This window comes from Lentzea xerophila (assembly GCF_051094245.1).
In the GTDB taxonomy this organism is placed as follows: Bacteria; Actinomycetota; Actinomycetes; order Mycobacteriales; family Pseudonocardiaceae; genus Lentzea; species Lentzea xerophila.
In genome coordinates, this window is the sequence record NZ_CP194934.1 from 8,718,495 (window position 1) to 8,731,434 (window position 12,940).

Consider the following 12,940-nt stretch of genomic DNA (forward strand, 5'->3'; position numbering starts at 1 on the left):
CCCGTGAGCCTGTTGTTCTCCCCACTGACCCTGCGCTCGGTCACGCTGCCCAACCGCATCGCGGTCAGCCCGATGTGCCAGTACTCGGTCGACAAGGAAGACGGCGTGCCGACCCACTGGCACCTCGTCCACCTGGGCTCCCGCGCGGTCGGCGGTGCCGGCCTCGTCATGGCCGAGGCCACGGCGGTCGAGGCGCGCGGCCGGATCTCGCCGCAGGACACCGGCATCTGGAACGACGAGCAGGTCGAGGCCTGGAAGCCGATCACGAAGTTCATCAGGGAGCACGGCTCGGTGCCCGCCATCCAGCTCGCGCACGCGGGTCGCAAGGCGATCGGCGACTGGGTGCCGGTGGCGCCCACGACCGAACCGTTCCCCGGCGGCAACCAGCCGGAGAAGCTCACGAACCACACCACGATCGTGAAGGCGTTCGTCGACGGCGCGCTCAGGGCGATCGAGGCCGGGTTCGAGGTGCTCGAGGTCCACGCGGCCCACGGCTACCTGCTGCACGAGTACTACTCGCCGCTGACGAACGAGGGCAGCATCGAGGAACGCATCGCCGTCCCCGTCGAGGTCACCGCGGCCGTGCGGGCAGCGGTCGGCCCCGAGGTGCCCGTGATCGTGCGGATCAGCGGCACCGACTGGGTCGACGACGGCTGGACCGCCGACGACAGCGTCGTGCTGGCACAGGCGCTCAAGGCCGCGGGTGCGGACCTGATCGACGTGTCCAGCGGCGGCAACACCGCGCAGGCGGACATCCCCGTCGGGCCCGGCTACCAGGTGCCGCTCGCCGAAGCGGTGCGACGCAAGGCAGACGTGCCCACGGGTGCGGTCGGCCTGATCACCGAGGCGACTCAGGCCGAACAGATTCTGACGGACGGTTCCGCCGACCTGGTCCTGCTCGCGCGCGAACTGCTCCGCGACCCGTACTGGCCGCTGCACGCGGCACAGCAGTTGGGTGTGGAGGTCCGGGCGCCGAGGCAGTACGCCAGGGCGTTCTGAAAGAGCCCTCAGAGTTCAAGGGCTGGGCGCCGGGGTCACCGGTCGCCCAACCCTTGAACTCCGAAGGCTGAATTCAGCGACGGTAGTCGTCGTAATCGTCGTACGGGTCGTCGTGTGGCTCATCGCCACCACCACTCCCGTTCGGCGACCTTTCATCAGTCGACAGCTCGCGCTGCAACGCAGCGAAGTCGGTCTCATGAGAGCTGTATTTGAGCTCCCTGGCGACCTTCGTCTGCTTGGCCTTCGCTCGGCCGCGCCCCATGGCTCGACCCCCTCGCACAGGGACGGGGGCGGCCGGGGGAACGGCGGCCCCACTCGTCTCGACAACTGATTCCTGGTAACTACCGTACCGTGCCGATGGGGTTCCTCGCGACGCGGTAGGCGTGACACGCACCGCCAAATCTCGCGGCCGCCCTCGCGTGGAAGGATGCACAGGTGCCCAGACCGTTCGTCGCCTACCTGAGGGTGTACGAACCGTTATCGGTGTTGGACGCAGCGCTAGCTGCCAAGGTCGAAAAAGGCCTGGAAACCGGCCCGATCCCCCGCTCGGAGGTAGGCGACCGGGAACGGCAGCTGTGGTTGCGATCACAGTTGGGACGAAAGCTCCTCCCGGGCGAGTCCTTCGACGTGATGACGATCAGTCCGGCCGAGGTGCCGACCTCCGAGGCGGCCAGGGTCGGCCCGGGCCCGCTCGTCTGCCCGCTCGACCTCAGGGCCCGCTCCGCCGCCGCTCTGGTCGGCTTCCTGGCCTCCTCGCCGCCGATCCTGCAGGACGCCGCCCTCGACCTCTCGCCGGAGACGGTCCGCTCGCGCGCGTCCGCCGTGATGGCCGAGCTGTCCGCGGGCGCGGTCCACGTCATCTCCACGACCTGGACGGTGCCGCTGCCGTGGTTCGCCCTCGTCGACCCGGCCCAGCGCCGGGTGGTGCTCGCGAGCGCCCAGGACGACCCGGAACGGCAGGTGTCGTGGCGGGTGGCGATGGCCGACGCCCGGCGCAGGGTCGCGCGGGCGCTCAAGGTGGTGCAGCGGTCGCTGGGCGAGGAGGGGCCGGCCAAGGTCCTCGCCGACACCGGCCGCTGGCTGGAGCACTTCCACCCGCACTCGGCCGTCGAGCTCGACTACGGCGGCCTGGTGCAGCTGCTGGAGGACAAGGACCTGCTGGAGGACACCTCCGCGGCCGACGTCAACGCCATCATCGACGCCCTCGAAGCGGACGACGCCGAGGAGGTGGCGTTGCGCTACGAGACGCTGCGCGAGTTCTGGGGCGAGCTGGCCCGCAGGGAACGCCACGGCTGAAGCAGCACCCGCGCGACCACCGCGGACGACGCCGCCAGCACCATCGCCGCCGGCCAGCCGACGGTCACCGCGACGAAGCTCGCGACGAACGGGGTCAGGGCCGCGCTGAGGTAGTTCGCCGAGTTCTGCATGGCGATCGCGGTGGCGCTGCGGCCCTCCGGAGCGAGCTCACCCGCCTCGGTGACCGCCAGCCCGTTCCAGCACAACGCGAACACCGAGGTCGGCACCAGTACCGCCACCAGCACCGGCAACGGCGCCTGGTCCAGTGCCGCGACCAGCACGAACCCGCTCGCGGTGAGCACCGAGACGATCTTCAACGGCCCGATCCGGCTGCGTGCCCGGTCCGACCACACGCCGGCCGCGAGCCGCCCGGCCCCACCGAGCGCCTGCGCGACGGCGAAGACCGCCGCGGCCGCCGTCACGCTCATGCCGCGGTGATCATGCAGGAGGGGCACCAGCAGCGCGGTGGCGGTGAACTGGGGCACCACCAGCAGCCCGCTCGCGAGCGAGAGCCGCAGCAACCGGGGGTCCCTGAGCATCAGCCCGTGGTCGGAGCCCGCCCGGACCGCCTCCGGCGGTTCCCTGACCAGCAACGCCACCGCGAGCGCCACGAACGCCGTCACGCCGGCCAGCGCCACGAACGCCGCGGGCACCCCGGACGAGATGGCGATTCCGGGCAGGACGGCCGCGGTGAGGGCTGCCCCGAGCGGGGTCGCCGTCTGCCGGACGCCCATCGCGAGCCCGCGCGACTCCTTGCCGAACCACGACATCACCGCCCGGCCGCTGGCCGCGTTGACGCTGGCCCCGAACAGCCCGGCGCCGAGCAAGGCGAGACCGGCGATCCAGGCGTTGCCCAGCGCCACGGAGAGCAGGCAGACCGCCGCACCCACGCCACCGATGGTCATCACGAGTCGTTCGCCGCGTCGGTCCGCGACGACTCCCCACGGCACGAGGGCGATCATCGTGCCGAGGTTGACGGCACCGAGAAGAAGCCCGACCTGGGGCAACGTCAGTGAGAAGTGCTGCTGGAGCTGTGGGCTGATGGCGGGCAGGCCGAGGAAGACGGCCGCGTTCGTGCCCTGCGCCAACGCTCCGACGGACAGCACGACCCAGCGGTACCCCATGGGGGCACGCTAGGTCCGCTGCTCAGAAAGTGGAAAACTTGTCTTACTTCTTGGGACGGTGGTGTCCGCGCTCAGCCGCCAGCAGCTCGTCCACCGACGCACTCCCGCGCTGGTAGCGGGAGGCGATCTCGGAGTTGAGCTTGTCCACGACCACCTGCACCTCGCGCCGCCGCACCGACACCGACGCCTCCTCGGAGATGAACGTCTCCAGCACCTCGCCGAGGCGGGCGTCGGACAACGAGCTCACGTCGGAGAGGTCCACGTCGGAGATGAGCGCCTCGACGTGCCGTTGATGCGCATCAGCGCGTGACGGCTCATGGGTCTGGTACCTGCCCAGACCGGTCGCGGGACCCACGGCGTTCGTGGACAGGATCGTGGCCAGCTGCTCGACCACGGCCGAGCCACCGGAACTGCGGCGCTCCTGCTCCGCGCGCACGATGTCGATGCGCGCGTGCAACAGCCGCCGCAGGTAGGACAGGTCTGTCTCTTCCTGCGCGGCCTCGTCGCGGAGTTCGCGCACCTCGACGAGCGGGCGCTGCTCGACGCCCTCCGTGTAGTCGGGGGCGAGCACCCTGTCGATTCGGCGGCGCCCGCCAGGACGCACCTCGATCACGTGTCCATCCTGCGGTAGATCCTCCTCACCCGCCAACACATCCCATGCACCAAACGTGTCTCAAATGTGCACACCCAGGAGCTTTCGTGCCTCGTCAGGTGACAAAGCGGGTCGCTGGGCGATCTTCGAGAGACCTGCGGCACGTGCCACGAGCTGTGCGTTGTCCCGCACCGGCACGCCCCGCGAGTAGCTGGTCGTGTCCTCCATACCCACTCGGAGGTGGCCACCCGCGCCCAATGCGGTGAACATCACCGGCAGGGTGGTCCGGCCGATCCCGGTGGCGGAGAAGGTTGCGCCGTCCGGCAGAGCGTTCACTGCGGCGACCAGCGTCGCCGCGTCGCCGGGCATGCCGCCGGGCACGCCCATCACGAAGTCGACGTGCACGTGCCCGCCCGCAGGGAGGCCGTGCTGGTCCAGCAGCCGCTTGAGCGACGCGAGCTGGCCGATGTCGAAGATCTCGTACTCCGGGACGATGCCGCGTTCCTGCATGCCCTTGTGCAGGGAGACGATGAACTCCCAGCGGTTCATGAACACGTCGTCGCCGAAGTTGACGGTGCCCATCGTGCAGGACGCCGAGTCCGGCATCGCCTCGAGCACGCGCAGCCGGTTCTCCTCCGGGTCGTGGACCGACCCGCCGGTGGAGAGCTGCACGACGAGGCCGGTCTCGGAGCGCAGGGCCTCGACGGTGGCCTTCAGCCGGCCGAGGTCCAGCGACGGCTTGGTGTCCTCGCCACGGATGTGGACGTGGATCATCGCCGCGCCGACCTGCTCACAGCTCCGCGCCGTCGCGACCAGCTCTTCCAGGGTCACCGGAAGCTGCGGGACGTCGGCTTTGGCGTGCTCCGCTCCGGTGGGAGCGACAGTGATCAGCGTGCCCAGGGACATAGGCGCGACTGTAGCGGTCCGGACCCCAACCTTCACCGTCGCTTTCGGCGCTCGGCAGGGGCCGCCCTCGCGCTCCCGGATGCACGAGAGAGCCGCCCTTCCTGGTGGCGAAACCGCAGCTGAAGGCCGGTAGCCGACGAGGTCAGCCCCGCAGGTTGCGGACGGCCTCCCGGCCCAGACCAGGCGTGTCCGGCGGCACCGAGTCGGGGTCGATCCGTGCCTGGACCTCTCGCTCGGGCGCACCCGCGACCAGCTCGGACTCGATCGGTACGGACCGCTTGACCAGGGCCAACGCGATCGGGCCCAGCTCGTGGTGCAGCACGACGCTGCCCACCCGGCCGACCGTGCGGCCGTCCAGCGTGACCGGGTCACCGGTCTCCGGCTGGGCGTCGGCAGAACCATCCAGGTGGAGTAGGAGCATCCGGCGCGGCGGGCGGCCCACGTTGTGCACCTTCGCGACCGTCTCCTGGCCGCGGTAGCAGCCCTTGCTCAGGTGCACCGCCGGGTCGATCAGGCCGACCTCGTGCGGGATCGTGCGCTCGTCGGTGTCGATGCCCTGACGCGCCCGCAGCGACTCGACCCGCAGCGCCTCGAACGCGAAGCTGCCCGCCGGGCGCGCGCCCGCGTCCGTGATCCGCTGCCACCAGTCACCGAGCTCGGCGCGCGGCACCAGCAGGTCGAAGGAGTGCTGACCCGGCCACGAGGTGCGGCGCACGAAGCCCTCGCCCAGCGCGGCGACGTTCGGCGGCCGCGGGACACCCAGCTTGTCGAGGAGCGCGGGCGCGTCCGGTCCGGTGATCGTCAGCAGCGCGAACTCGCCCGTGGCGTCGCGTGGCTCGACCTTCGACCAGAAGACCATCTTCTTCAGGTACGCGAGCAGGTCGTCGACCTTCTCCACGTCGAGGAACACGGTGCCGCCGACGTTCGCGACGACCATGTGGTGCTCCAGGCGGCCCTGGGCGTCCAGGATCAGCGCCTCGGTGGCCTCGTCCTCGCCCAGCTGCTCGAAGTGCTGGCTCGTCAGCTGGTGCAGCCACGTGAGCCGGTCCTCACCGGGAACCGCGATGATGCCGCGGTTCGAACGGTCCACGACGACGACCGAACGGGCGGCTGAGCGCTGTTCGGCGAACGGGTCGCCGTAGTGCCAGGCCACGCCGGCGTCGGTGGAGTCGTCGGGCGGGGGGACGGCACCTGGAAGGCTCACTCGGTCTCCTGCTCCTGCTTCGAACAGTCGCGGCATGTGCCGGACAGCGCGAGATGGCTTGCATCAAGTTCGAACCCGTCGCGCTCGCGCAATGTTCCGACCAACGGGTCGAGAAGCTCACACGGGATCTCCTGGATCGAGCCGCAGACGTGGCACACGAGGTGCACGTGCTGGTGCTCCTCGACCGAGTAGCTCGGCGCGCCGTGGCCCAGGTGCGTGTGCCGCACCAGTCCCAGCCGGTCGAGCAGGTCGAGCGTGCGGTAGATCGTCGTGATGTTGACCGTCGGCGCCGTCTCCTGGACGCGCGCGCAGATCTGCTCCGGAGTGGCGTGCTCCAGCGCTCTGACCGCGTCCAGCACGAGCTGGCGCTGCGGCGTCATCCTCATGCCGCGGTCGTGCAGCGTTTTGCGCAGGCCTCTTGCGGTCTCCACGTCGGCCATGTTAATCGCTGCTAGTAGGCTCGGCGCATGCGCGTGCTGGCACTGCTCGACGGAACCCTCGCTGACCCCGACTCGCCGCAGATCCGCGTCGAGGACCTCGGACTCCTGCGCGGCGACGGCGTGTTCGAAACGATCCTCGTGGTCGACGGGAAGCCCCGCGAACTCACGCCGCACCTCGACCGGCTCGACCGGTCCGCCGCCATGCTCGACATGCAGCCGCCTCCGCGTGCGGAGTTCGAGCGCGCGGTCGAGCTCGTCATCGGCAACTGGGCGGGCGGCGCCGAGTTCGCCCTCAAGCTCGTCTACACCCGCGGCGTCGAGGGCGGCGACGGCACGCCGACCGGGTTCGCGCTCGGCATGGAGATCGGCCAGAAGGTCCTCAAGCAGCGTGCCGAGGGCCTGTCCGCCGTGACGCTGGACCGCGGCATCGACGCCGACCTCGCCGACCGCGCGCCGTGGCTGCTGCTGGGCGCGAAGTCGCTGTCGTACGCGATCAACATGGCCGCGCTCCGCGAGGCCGAGCGCCGCGGTGCCGCCGAGGTCATCTTCACGACGTCGGCCGGTTCGGTGCTCGAGGGCCCGACCTCGACGGTGATCCTGGTGCGCGGCAAGTCCCTGGTGACGCCGCCGTCGAAGCTCGGCATCCTGCCCGGCACCACGCAGTACGCGTTGTTCCGCGCAGCCGAGCGCGCCGGCTGGACCGTGCACGTGGAGCCGATCCAGACCAGCGAGCTCTACGACGCCGATGGCGTGTTCCTCGCGTCCAGCGTCCGCAAGATCACGCGGGTGAACGTGCTGGACGGCAAGCAGCTCCCGGACTCGGCCGCCCTGCTGACCGAGCTCCAGGCCCTCTACGAGTCCGAGTACTGAGGTGATGAGGGAAGCTTCCTGAAGTTCGGGAAGCTTCCCTCATCGGCTTCTACCTGAGTCCGGCGTCGACCGCGGCCATCAACGGCCCGCGGTCACCCGACATCTCCCAGAACATCGCGCCCAGCAGGTTCTTCGACTTGAGCCAGGCCGTCTTCTTCTGGATCGACCAGGCGTCGTCGAAGGTCCACCACTGGTTGCCGGTGTAGCAGTACGTCGCCACGGCCACTTCGTCGTGATGGACGGTGCAGTTCGGCACGGACGCGACGAGGTTGGCGTACCCGCGCGTGCCCGACTCCTCCGGGAACTGGCCCGGCGCCGCACCACCCGCGGCCTGCCACTCGCCGTTCTTGCCGCCGTTGGTCACGTTCTGCCAGCCGCGGCCGTAGAACGCGAGCCCGAGCGTGATCTTGCGCGGCGGCACCCCGGCGTCGAGGTAGGCCTGCACCGTGCTCTCGACGCTGAACTTGGTCGTGTACGGGTCGTCCGGGTCGGGGTAGAGGTTGCCCTGGTGACCGGTCCGGTTCGGCTCCCACGAGTTGTCGCTGCCGGAGCCGTGGAAGTCGTAGCCCTGGACGTTGAAGATGTCCATCGACTGCGCGACCCGCCCGAGCTCCCAGCCCGCCGCGATCTTGGCAGGGTCGGCCGGAGTGAAGGCGGTCAGCTGGTAGCGCTTGCCCGTGGTGGTGCTCAGCGCGTCCATCTGCCGGCGGAACTCCTCGATCAGCAGCGAGTTGTTGACCTTGTCCTGCGGGCCGAAGTGGTTGCCCGCGTGGCCCTCGGCGCCCGGCCACTCCCAGTCGAGGTCGATGCCGTCGAAGATGCCCGCCGCGGTGCCGGGACCGCCGGCGCCGTTGTACACGGGCAGGTTGCCCTTGAGGTAGATGTCGAGGCACGACGCCACGAACTTCTTGCGCGCCGCGTCCGTGGCCGCGACGTCGGAGAAGTACTTCGAGTACGTCCAGCCGCCGAGCGAGATCAGCACCTTGAGGTTCGGGTGCTTCCCCTTGAGCTTCTTCAGCTGGTTGTAGTTGCCGCGCAACGGTTCCCAGCCGCTGTCCGCAACGCCGTCGACGGACTGCGCGGCGCTCATCGGCCTGCTGTAGTCGGCTTCCGCGTCACCCGCGCCGTCTCCCTGGTTCGGGTCCTGCGGGTCCGGGCTCGTGCCCTTCGTGACGCCGTGCAGACACGTCAGGTTGACCGGGTCGATGTTGCCGAACGCGTAGTTGACGTGAGTCAGCTTCGCGGCGTCCATGTCCTTCACGAAGTATTGGCGCCCGTAGATGCCCCACTGCACGAAGTATCCGACACGGGCGTACCCGCCGACGATGTCACCAGTGCTTTCGGTGATGGAGTTGCTCGCCGCGGACATGTTGTCGTAGATGTCCCGTGCGCGCACGGTGAACGTGTAACTCGTGGACGGAGACAGCCCGGTCACCGTCGCCGACGTCCCCGTGACCGTCGTCTTCACCGCCGAGCCGACGTAGACGTCGTAGTTCGCGACGCCACTGTTGTCGGTGGATGCGTTCCACGCCAACGTGATGCTGCCCGCGTCCTTCGCCGTCGAGCGCAGGTTGCCCGGCGCGGTCGGCGGCGTCGTGTCGTCAGCCGGGTTGTTGGTCGTGACGCTCAGCGCGGTGCTCGGAGCGCTTTGCGTTCCCTTGGTGTCCTTGGCCCGCACCGTGAACGAGTACGCGGTGTTCGGGTTCAGACCGGTGATGATCGTCGACGTCGTGGTGGAGCTGCCGGCGAGGTTTGCGCCGTTGTAGACGTCGTAGCCGGCGATCGGCAGTGATCCGGACGTGGAGGCGTTCCACTGCAGGCTCACCGTGCGCGTGGTCTTCGTCGGTGACGTCAGACCCGTTGGGACGCTTGGCGGAGTGTCCGCGCTACCGTCGCAGTTCGCGTTGTTGATCCGGCACGTCACCGGGTCGACGTTCGAGCTGATGGAGAACGTCGGGCTGTACGGCTCGGTGCTGCCGCCCGCGGCCACCGTCTTGTTGTAGTGCGCAGGGGTGACGGTGACCTGGTTGCCGCTCTGGCTGACCGTGCCGTTCTGGCCGTTGCTCGCCGTCACGCCGTTGGGCAGCGTGAAGACGATCGACCAGTCGGAGACGGCGGCGGTGGTGTGGTTGCGGACGATGAACTTCGCCGTGCCGCCCGAGACCGAGTAGTCGGCGGTGAGCCCGGTCGGTGGCGGCGGCGGATTACCAGTGCCGTCGCACGCCATGTTGTTGATCGAGCAGGCGGTCGGGTCGGCCGCGGCGCTCAGCGTGAACGTCGGGCTGTACGGCTCGGTGTCGCGTCCCGGCGGAAGGTTGTTGATGTAGAACGCAGGGGTGAGCGTCACGCGCGTGCCACTCTGGGTGGTGGTGGCGTTCTGGACGTTGCTCACCGTGACTCCGGCCGGCAGGTCGAACTTGATCGACCACCCGTTGAGCGCGGTCGTGCTCGCGTTGGCGACCACGAACTTGCCACTCGTGCCGGTGCGGGAGAAGGTCGCGGTGATGCCCGTGGCGGCTTGGGCGGGGACCGCCAGGGCCAGTGCGACGACCAGAACTGCTAGCAGGGCAGGGATTCGGCGCATGCGGAACTCCAGTTTGGTAGAGATTCCGCGGCGGCCTGGTGGTTACGGTATTTGGTCTGGACCACTCTCGTCAACGGTGCGATCGTCGGTCGGTTTGTTGCTCGGGTGGTCAGTCGATCGGGCGGAAGGTGACTTGAGTTCCGGGCCGTGCCTGGCCGAGAAACCGCAGGTGGTCGCGGTCGACGACACCGATGACGGGGTAGCCGCCGGTCGTCGGGTGGTCGTTGAGGAAGACCACGGGCTGGCCGTCCGGCGGCACCTGAACCGCGCCGGTGATCATTCCTTCGCTGGGAATCTCCCCGTCACGACGATTCAGTCTGGTCCCGTTGAGTCTTGCGCCGACGCGGTTGCTGCGGTCCGACACCGTCCAGGATCCTTGCCGCAACTGGGCTTCCGCGTCGTCGAACCAGTCGTCGCGCGGACCGAGGCGGATCGGGATGACCAACGTTTGCAACGCCTGGTGTGGCGGCACGACATCCGCGCCGATCGCCGGGTTCGGGGTGCCCAGGTTGAGGACGTCGTTGTCCCGCAAAGGGTCTGGACCGATTCCGGAGAGCAGGTCGGTGGAGCGGCTGCCGAGTTCCTCCGCGACGTCGATGCCGCCGGAGAGCGAGAGGTAGTTGCGGAGTCCGGTTTGCGGGGTGCCGATTTGGAGGACGTCGTTCGTTTTGAGGTGGACCGGGTGGTGCGAGTCGGCGAGCCTGCCGTTGACGTGGATCGTGACCGCCGGTCCGGTGACGGCGATCGTGCAGCTGGCGTTCGCGCGGATCGTGAGGCCGCCCAACAGTAGTTCGAGCCCGGCCGCGGTTTCGTGGTTGCCCACGAGGCGGTTGGCGAGTTTGAGCGAGTGCGCGTCGACCGCGCCGGAGGGTGGGACGCCGAGGTGGGCGTTGCCCGGCCGGCCGAGGTCCTGCACCAGTGCCTGCGGCCCGGTCCTGATGATCGTCACGTTGCGGCTCATGCGACCACGAACCTGACCTGGTCGCCGGGCTGGAGCAGCGCGGGGGTCTCGGCCTTCGCGTCGAACAGCGTGATCTCGGTGCGGCCGATCAGCCGCCAGCCGCCCGGTGTCGACCTGGGGTAGGCGGCGGTGAACTCGCCCGCGATCCCCACCGAGCCCTGGGGGACCTTCGTGCGCGGGGAGTCGAGTCTTGGCTGCTGGAGGCACTCCGGGAGGCCGGTGAGGTAGCCGAAGCCGGGGGCGAAGCCGCAGAACGCCACCTCGTAGGTGGCCTCGGTATGGAGCTTCACGACCTCGTCCGGCGTGATTTCGGCGGTCTCGGCGACGAGGGCGAGGTCGGGGCCGTCGTAGATCACCGGGATGGTGATCTCGCGGGAGTGCGTGGCCGGCGCCTTGGTCAGGTCGACGGTCTTGAGGGCCTCCCTGACTTCGTGGAGAGCACCCTTGACCAGGACCGTTCGGGCGGCCGGGACGAGTTCCTCGACGCCTTCGAGTCGTTGGAGGGCTGCGCGGACGGCCGCGACCTCGCTCAGTGAGTCGACCTCGACCAGGAGCGCGTCGGTTCCGCAGCGGCGGAGCAGCATGGACCCATGTTACGGGGAATCGTGGGATTGTTGAACAATCCGACACGCGCATCGTTCAACAATCCTGCGATGCGTGGGGGATCGTTCAACGATGCGGCGGTGCGGCGGTGCGGCGATGCGGCTGCTGGATCGTTGAACGATGCCATGACCGGGGGCTCGGCTTGGATCGTTGAACGATTCCACGATCCCACGATCCAGCGACCTCGCGGACGCGGTTGTCGGATTGTTCAACGATCCCACGATCTTGCGATCCGACCGGCGAGCTAGCTGGCGGATCGTTCAACAATCCTGCGATCGGCGAGCTGGGTTGTGGGATTGTTCAACGATCTTACGATCCAGCGATACGGCGATCCCGCGAGGCGGTTGGACCGTTGAGCAATCCCTAGCCGACGATGCGCTTGAGGTGCGCCGACGCGTGCGGCTGCATCTCCTGGCCCATCATCGCGCGCTCCTCGACGTACGCGAGGTCGCCGTTGACGATCCCGTACAGGCGCTTCGAGGCCTTGACGTCCTTGGCGCTCGCCGAGCGGATGACCGCGTCGGTATCGAACTCCCAGGAAGTCTGCGTGCGCACCTTGCCGTAGTACAGCTCGACGATGCCCGTGTTGTGGGTGAGCAGCAGCTCGATGCTGTCGTCCGGCTGCGGCCTCCAGAAACCCTGCTCGCGGGCCGCGGGGCGGATGACCTCGCCGGCCTCGTTGAGCAGCCAGGACCTGGCCTCGTAGACGAGGAACGGGCGGCCGTCGTGGGCGAAGGTGATCTGCTGGCCGAAGCGGAACGGGCCGTCGATCGTCGGGTAGACGATCTCGCCCTCGCCGCGCCACACGCCCACCAGGGGCAGTACGCCGAGGAGGGCGTCGTTCAGGTTCGCGCCTTCTCGCAGGTTCGCCGTGTCGCCGGGGACCGGCATGTCGTCGAACTGCGGGAGGTTGCGCGCCCTGGTGGCCGCTGCTCGCTCTTCGGCCAGGCGGATGGCCTCGTCGCCGCTGCTCATCGCTGGTCGGAGTAGAGGCGGTAGACGACGTAGCCAGCGAACCACATTACGGCGATCGTCACTAGCACCAGGAGTCCGGTGAAGATGTGTTCCACGGGGGAGAGGATATCTCGGCTGGTTTGACGTGCAGGGTTGTGGTGGTGGAGGACACCTGGGCGGTCACCTGTTGGGGCACTCTTGGGAGGTCGTCCCCCTGTTGAGCGCACGGGCTGAGTAGGTCGTCCCCCTGTTGAGCGCACGGGCTGAGTAGGTCGTCCCCCTGTTGAGCGCACGGGTTGCGTAGGCCGTCCCTCTGCTGAGCGCACGGGTTGCGTAGGTCGTCCCCCTGTTGCGTCGGCGGGCGCCGGTTTGTCGTTCGTAGGTGGTTGCGGTGCGGGGGCGGCTTG

The 12,940-nt window shown here is 69.0% G+C and carries 13 protein-coding genes; 3 read left to right on the forward strand and 10 right to left on the reverse strand.

Going from position 1 to position 12,940, the window contains the following annotated elements:
- Window positions 1–3 precede the first annotated feature (3 nt).
- Window positions 4–999 (forward strand): NADH:flavin oxidoreductase/NADH oxidase, encoded by a 996-nt coding sequence (locus ACRSBM_RS41925; protein WP_434452322.1) that lies wholly within the window; start codon window positions 4–6, stop codon window positions 997–999.
- A 73-nt stretch (window positions 1,000–1,072) separates the two neighbouring features.
- Here ACRSBM_RS41925 and ACRSBM_RS41930 read toward each other — a convergent pair whose 3' ends face one another.
- Complete coding sequence (locus tag ACRSBM_RS41930) at window positions 1,073–1,261, reverse strand: DUF3073 domain-containing protein (protein ID WP_434452324.1); 189 nt, start codon at window positions 1,259–1,261, stop codon at window positions 1,073–1,075.
- A 173-nt stretch (window positions 1,262–1,434) separates the two neighbouring features.
- Here ACRSBM_RS41930 and ACRSBM_RS41935 point away from each other — a divergent pair, with 173 nt between their 5' ends.
- Window positions 1,435–2,295: a hypothetical protein gene (locus tag ACRSBM_RS41935; protein ID WP_434452325.1), complete on the forward strand. Its 861-nt coding sequence runs from the start codon at window positions 1,435–1,437 to the stop codon at window positions 2,293–2,295.
- On the opposite strand, the gene ACRSBM_RS41940 is transcribed toward ACRSBM_RS41935, so the two are convergent.
- The 5 genes from ACRSBM_RS41940 to ACRSBM_RS41960 all read right to left on the reverse strand — a co-directional run bounded on the left by ACRSBM_RS41940 (window position 2,238) and on the right by ACRSBM_RS41960 (window position 6,561).
- A complete protein-coding gene (locus ACRSBM_RS41940; RefSeq protein WP_434452327.1) occupies window positions 2,238–3,419 on the reverse strand; it encodes an MFS transporter in 1,182 nt (393 codons plus the stop codon). The two genes, ACRSBM_RS41935 and ACRSBM_RS41940, sit on opposite strands and share 58 nt — an antisense overlap.
- 43 nt (window positions 3,420–3,462) lie before the next feature.
- Window positions 3,463–4,032: an RsiG family protein gene (locus ACRSBM_RS41945; protein ID WP_434452330.1), complete on the reverse strand. Its 570-nt coding sequence runs from the start codon at window positions 4,030–4,032 to the stop codon at window positions 3,463–3,465.
- Window positions 4,033–4,092: 60 nt separating this feature from the next.
- A complete protein-coding gene (locus tag ACRSBM_RS41950) occupies window positions 4,093–4,917 on the reverse strand; it encodes a 3-keto-5-aminohexanoate cleavage protein (RefSeq protein WP_434452333.1) in 825 nt (274 codons plus the stop codon).
- Window positions 4,918–5,059: 142 nt separating this feature from the next.
- Window positions 5,060–6,157, reverse strand: coding sequence for a YgfZ/GcvT domain-containing protein (locus ACRSBM_RS41955; protein WP_434452335.1), 1,098 nt, complete (start codon window positions 6,155–6,157; stop codon window positions 5,060–5,062).
- Window positions 6,118–6,561, reverse strand: a complete 444-nt coding sequence (locus ACRSBM_RS41960) for a Fur family transcriptional regulator (RefSeq protein WP_434452336.1) — start codon at window positions 6,559–6,561, stop codon at window positions 6,118–6,120. Before ACRSBM_RS41960 ends, ACRSBM_RS41955 begins: the two co-directional genes overlap by 40 nt.
- A gap of 27 nt (window positions 6,562–6,588) precedes the next feature.
- Between ACRSBM_RS41960 and ACRSBM_RS41965 the strand changes: the two genes are divergently transcribed.
- A complete protein-coding gene (locus tag ACRSBM_RS41965; protein WP_434452337.1) occupies window positions 6,589–7,431 on the forward strand; it encodes an aminodeoxychorismate lyase in 843 nt (280 codons plus the stop codon).
- Window positions 7,432–7,480: 49 nt separating this feature from the next.
- On the opposite strand, the gene ACRSBM_RS41970 is transcribed toward ACRSBM_RS41965, so the two are convergent.
- The 4 genes from ACRSBM_RS41970 to ACRSBM_RS41985 all read right to left on the reverse strand — a co-directional run bounded on the left by ACRSBM_RS41970 (window position 7,481) and on the right by ACRSBM_RS41985 (window position 12,554).
- Window positions 7,481–10,015, reverse strand: coding sequence for a glycosyl hydrolase family 18 protein (locus tag ACRSBM_RS41970; RefSeq protein WP_434452339.1), 2,535 nt, complete (start codon window positions 10,013–10,015; stop codon window positions 7,481–7,483).
- A gap of 109 nt (window positions 10,016–10,124) precedes the next feature.
- Window positions 10,125–10,976, reverse strand: coding sequence for a biotin-dependent carboxyltransferase family protein (locus ACRSBM_RS41975; protein WP_434452341.1), 852 nt, complete (start codon window positions 10,974–10,976; stop codon window positions 10,125–10,127).
- On the reverse strand, window positions 10,973–11,560 hold the full coding sequence (pxpB, locus tag ACRSBM_RS41980) for a 5-oxoprolinase subunit PxpB (protein ID WP_434452342.1): 588 nt from the start codon (window positions 11,558–11,560) through the stop codon (window positions 10,973–10,975). Before pxpB ends, ACRSBM_RS41975 begins: the two co-directional genes overlap by 4 nt.
- Window positions 11,561–11,942: 382 nt before the next feature.
- Window positions 11,943–12,554 carry an FABP family protein gene (locus ACRSBM_RS41985; protein WP_434452344.1) on the reverse strand — a complete coding sequence of 204 codons (612 nt, stop codon included), beginning with the start codon at window positions 12,552–12,554 and terminating at the stop codon, window positions 11,943–11,945.
- Window positions 12,555–12,940 lie beyond the last annotated feature (386 nt).

Coding starts and splice junctions, on each gene's coding strand:
- ACRSBM_RS41970 (WP_434452339.1), bottom strand. CDS start 10,015: ATGCGCCGAATCCCTGCCCTGCTAGCAGTTCTGGTCGTCGCACTGGCC.
- ACRSBM_RS41975 (WP_434452341.1), bottom strand. CDS start 10,976: ATGAGCCGCAACGTGACGATCATCAGGACCGGGCCGCAGGCACTGGTG.
- ACRSBM_RS41930 (WP_434452324.1), bottom strand. CDS start 1,261: ATGGGGCGCGGCCGAGCGAAGGCCAAGCAGACGAAGGTCGCCAGGGAG.
- ACRSBM_RS41965 (WP_434452337.1), top strand. CDS start 6,589: ATGCGCGTGCTGGCACTGCTCGACGGAACCCTCGCTGACCCCGACTCG.
- ACRSBM_RS41955 (WP_434452335.1), bottom strand. CDS start 6,157: ATGCCGCGACTGTTCGAAGCAGGAGCAGGAGACCGAGTGAGCCTTCCA.
- ACRSBM_RS41950 (WP_434452333.1), bottom strand. CDS start 4,917: ATGTCCCTGGGCACGCTGATCACTGTCGCTCCCACCGGAGCGGAGCAC.
- ACRSBM_RS41940 (WP_434452327.1), bottom strand. CDS start 3,419: ATGGGGTACCGCTGGGTCGTGCTGTCCGTCGGAGCGTTGGCGCAGGGC.
- ACRSBM_RS41960 (WP_434452336.1), bottom strand. CDS start 6,561: ATGGCCGACGTGGAGACCGCAAGAGGCCTGCGCAAAACGCTGCACGAC.
- ACRSBM_RS41985 (WP_434452344.1), bottom strand. CDS start 12,554: ATGAGCAGCGGCGACGAGGCCATCCGCCTGGCCGAAGAGCGAGCAGCG.
- pxpB (WP_434452342.1), bottom strand. CDS start 11,560: ATGCTGCTCCGCCGCTGCGGAACCGACGCGCTCCTGGTCGAGGTCGAC.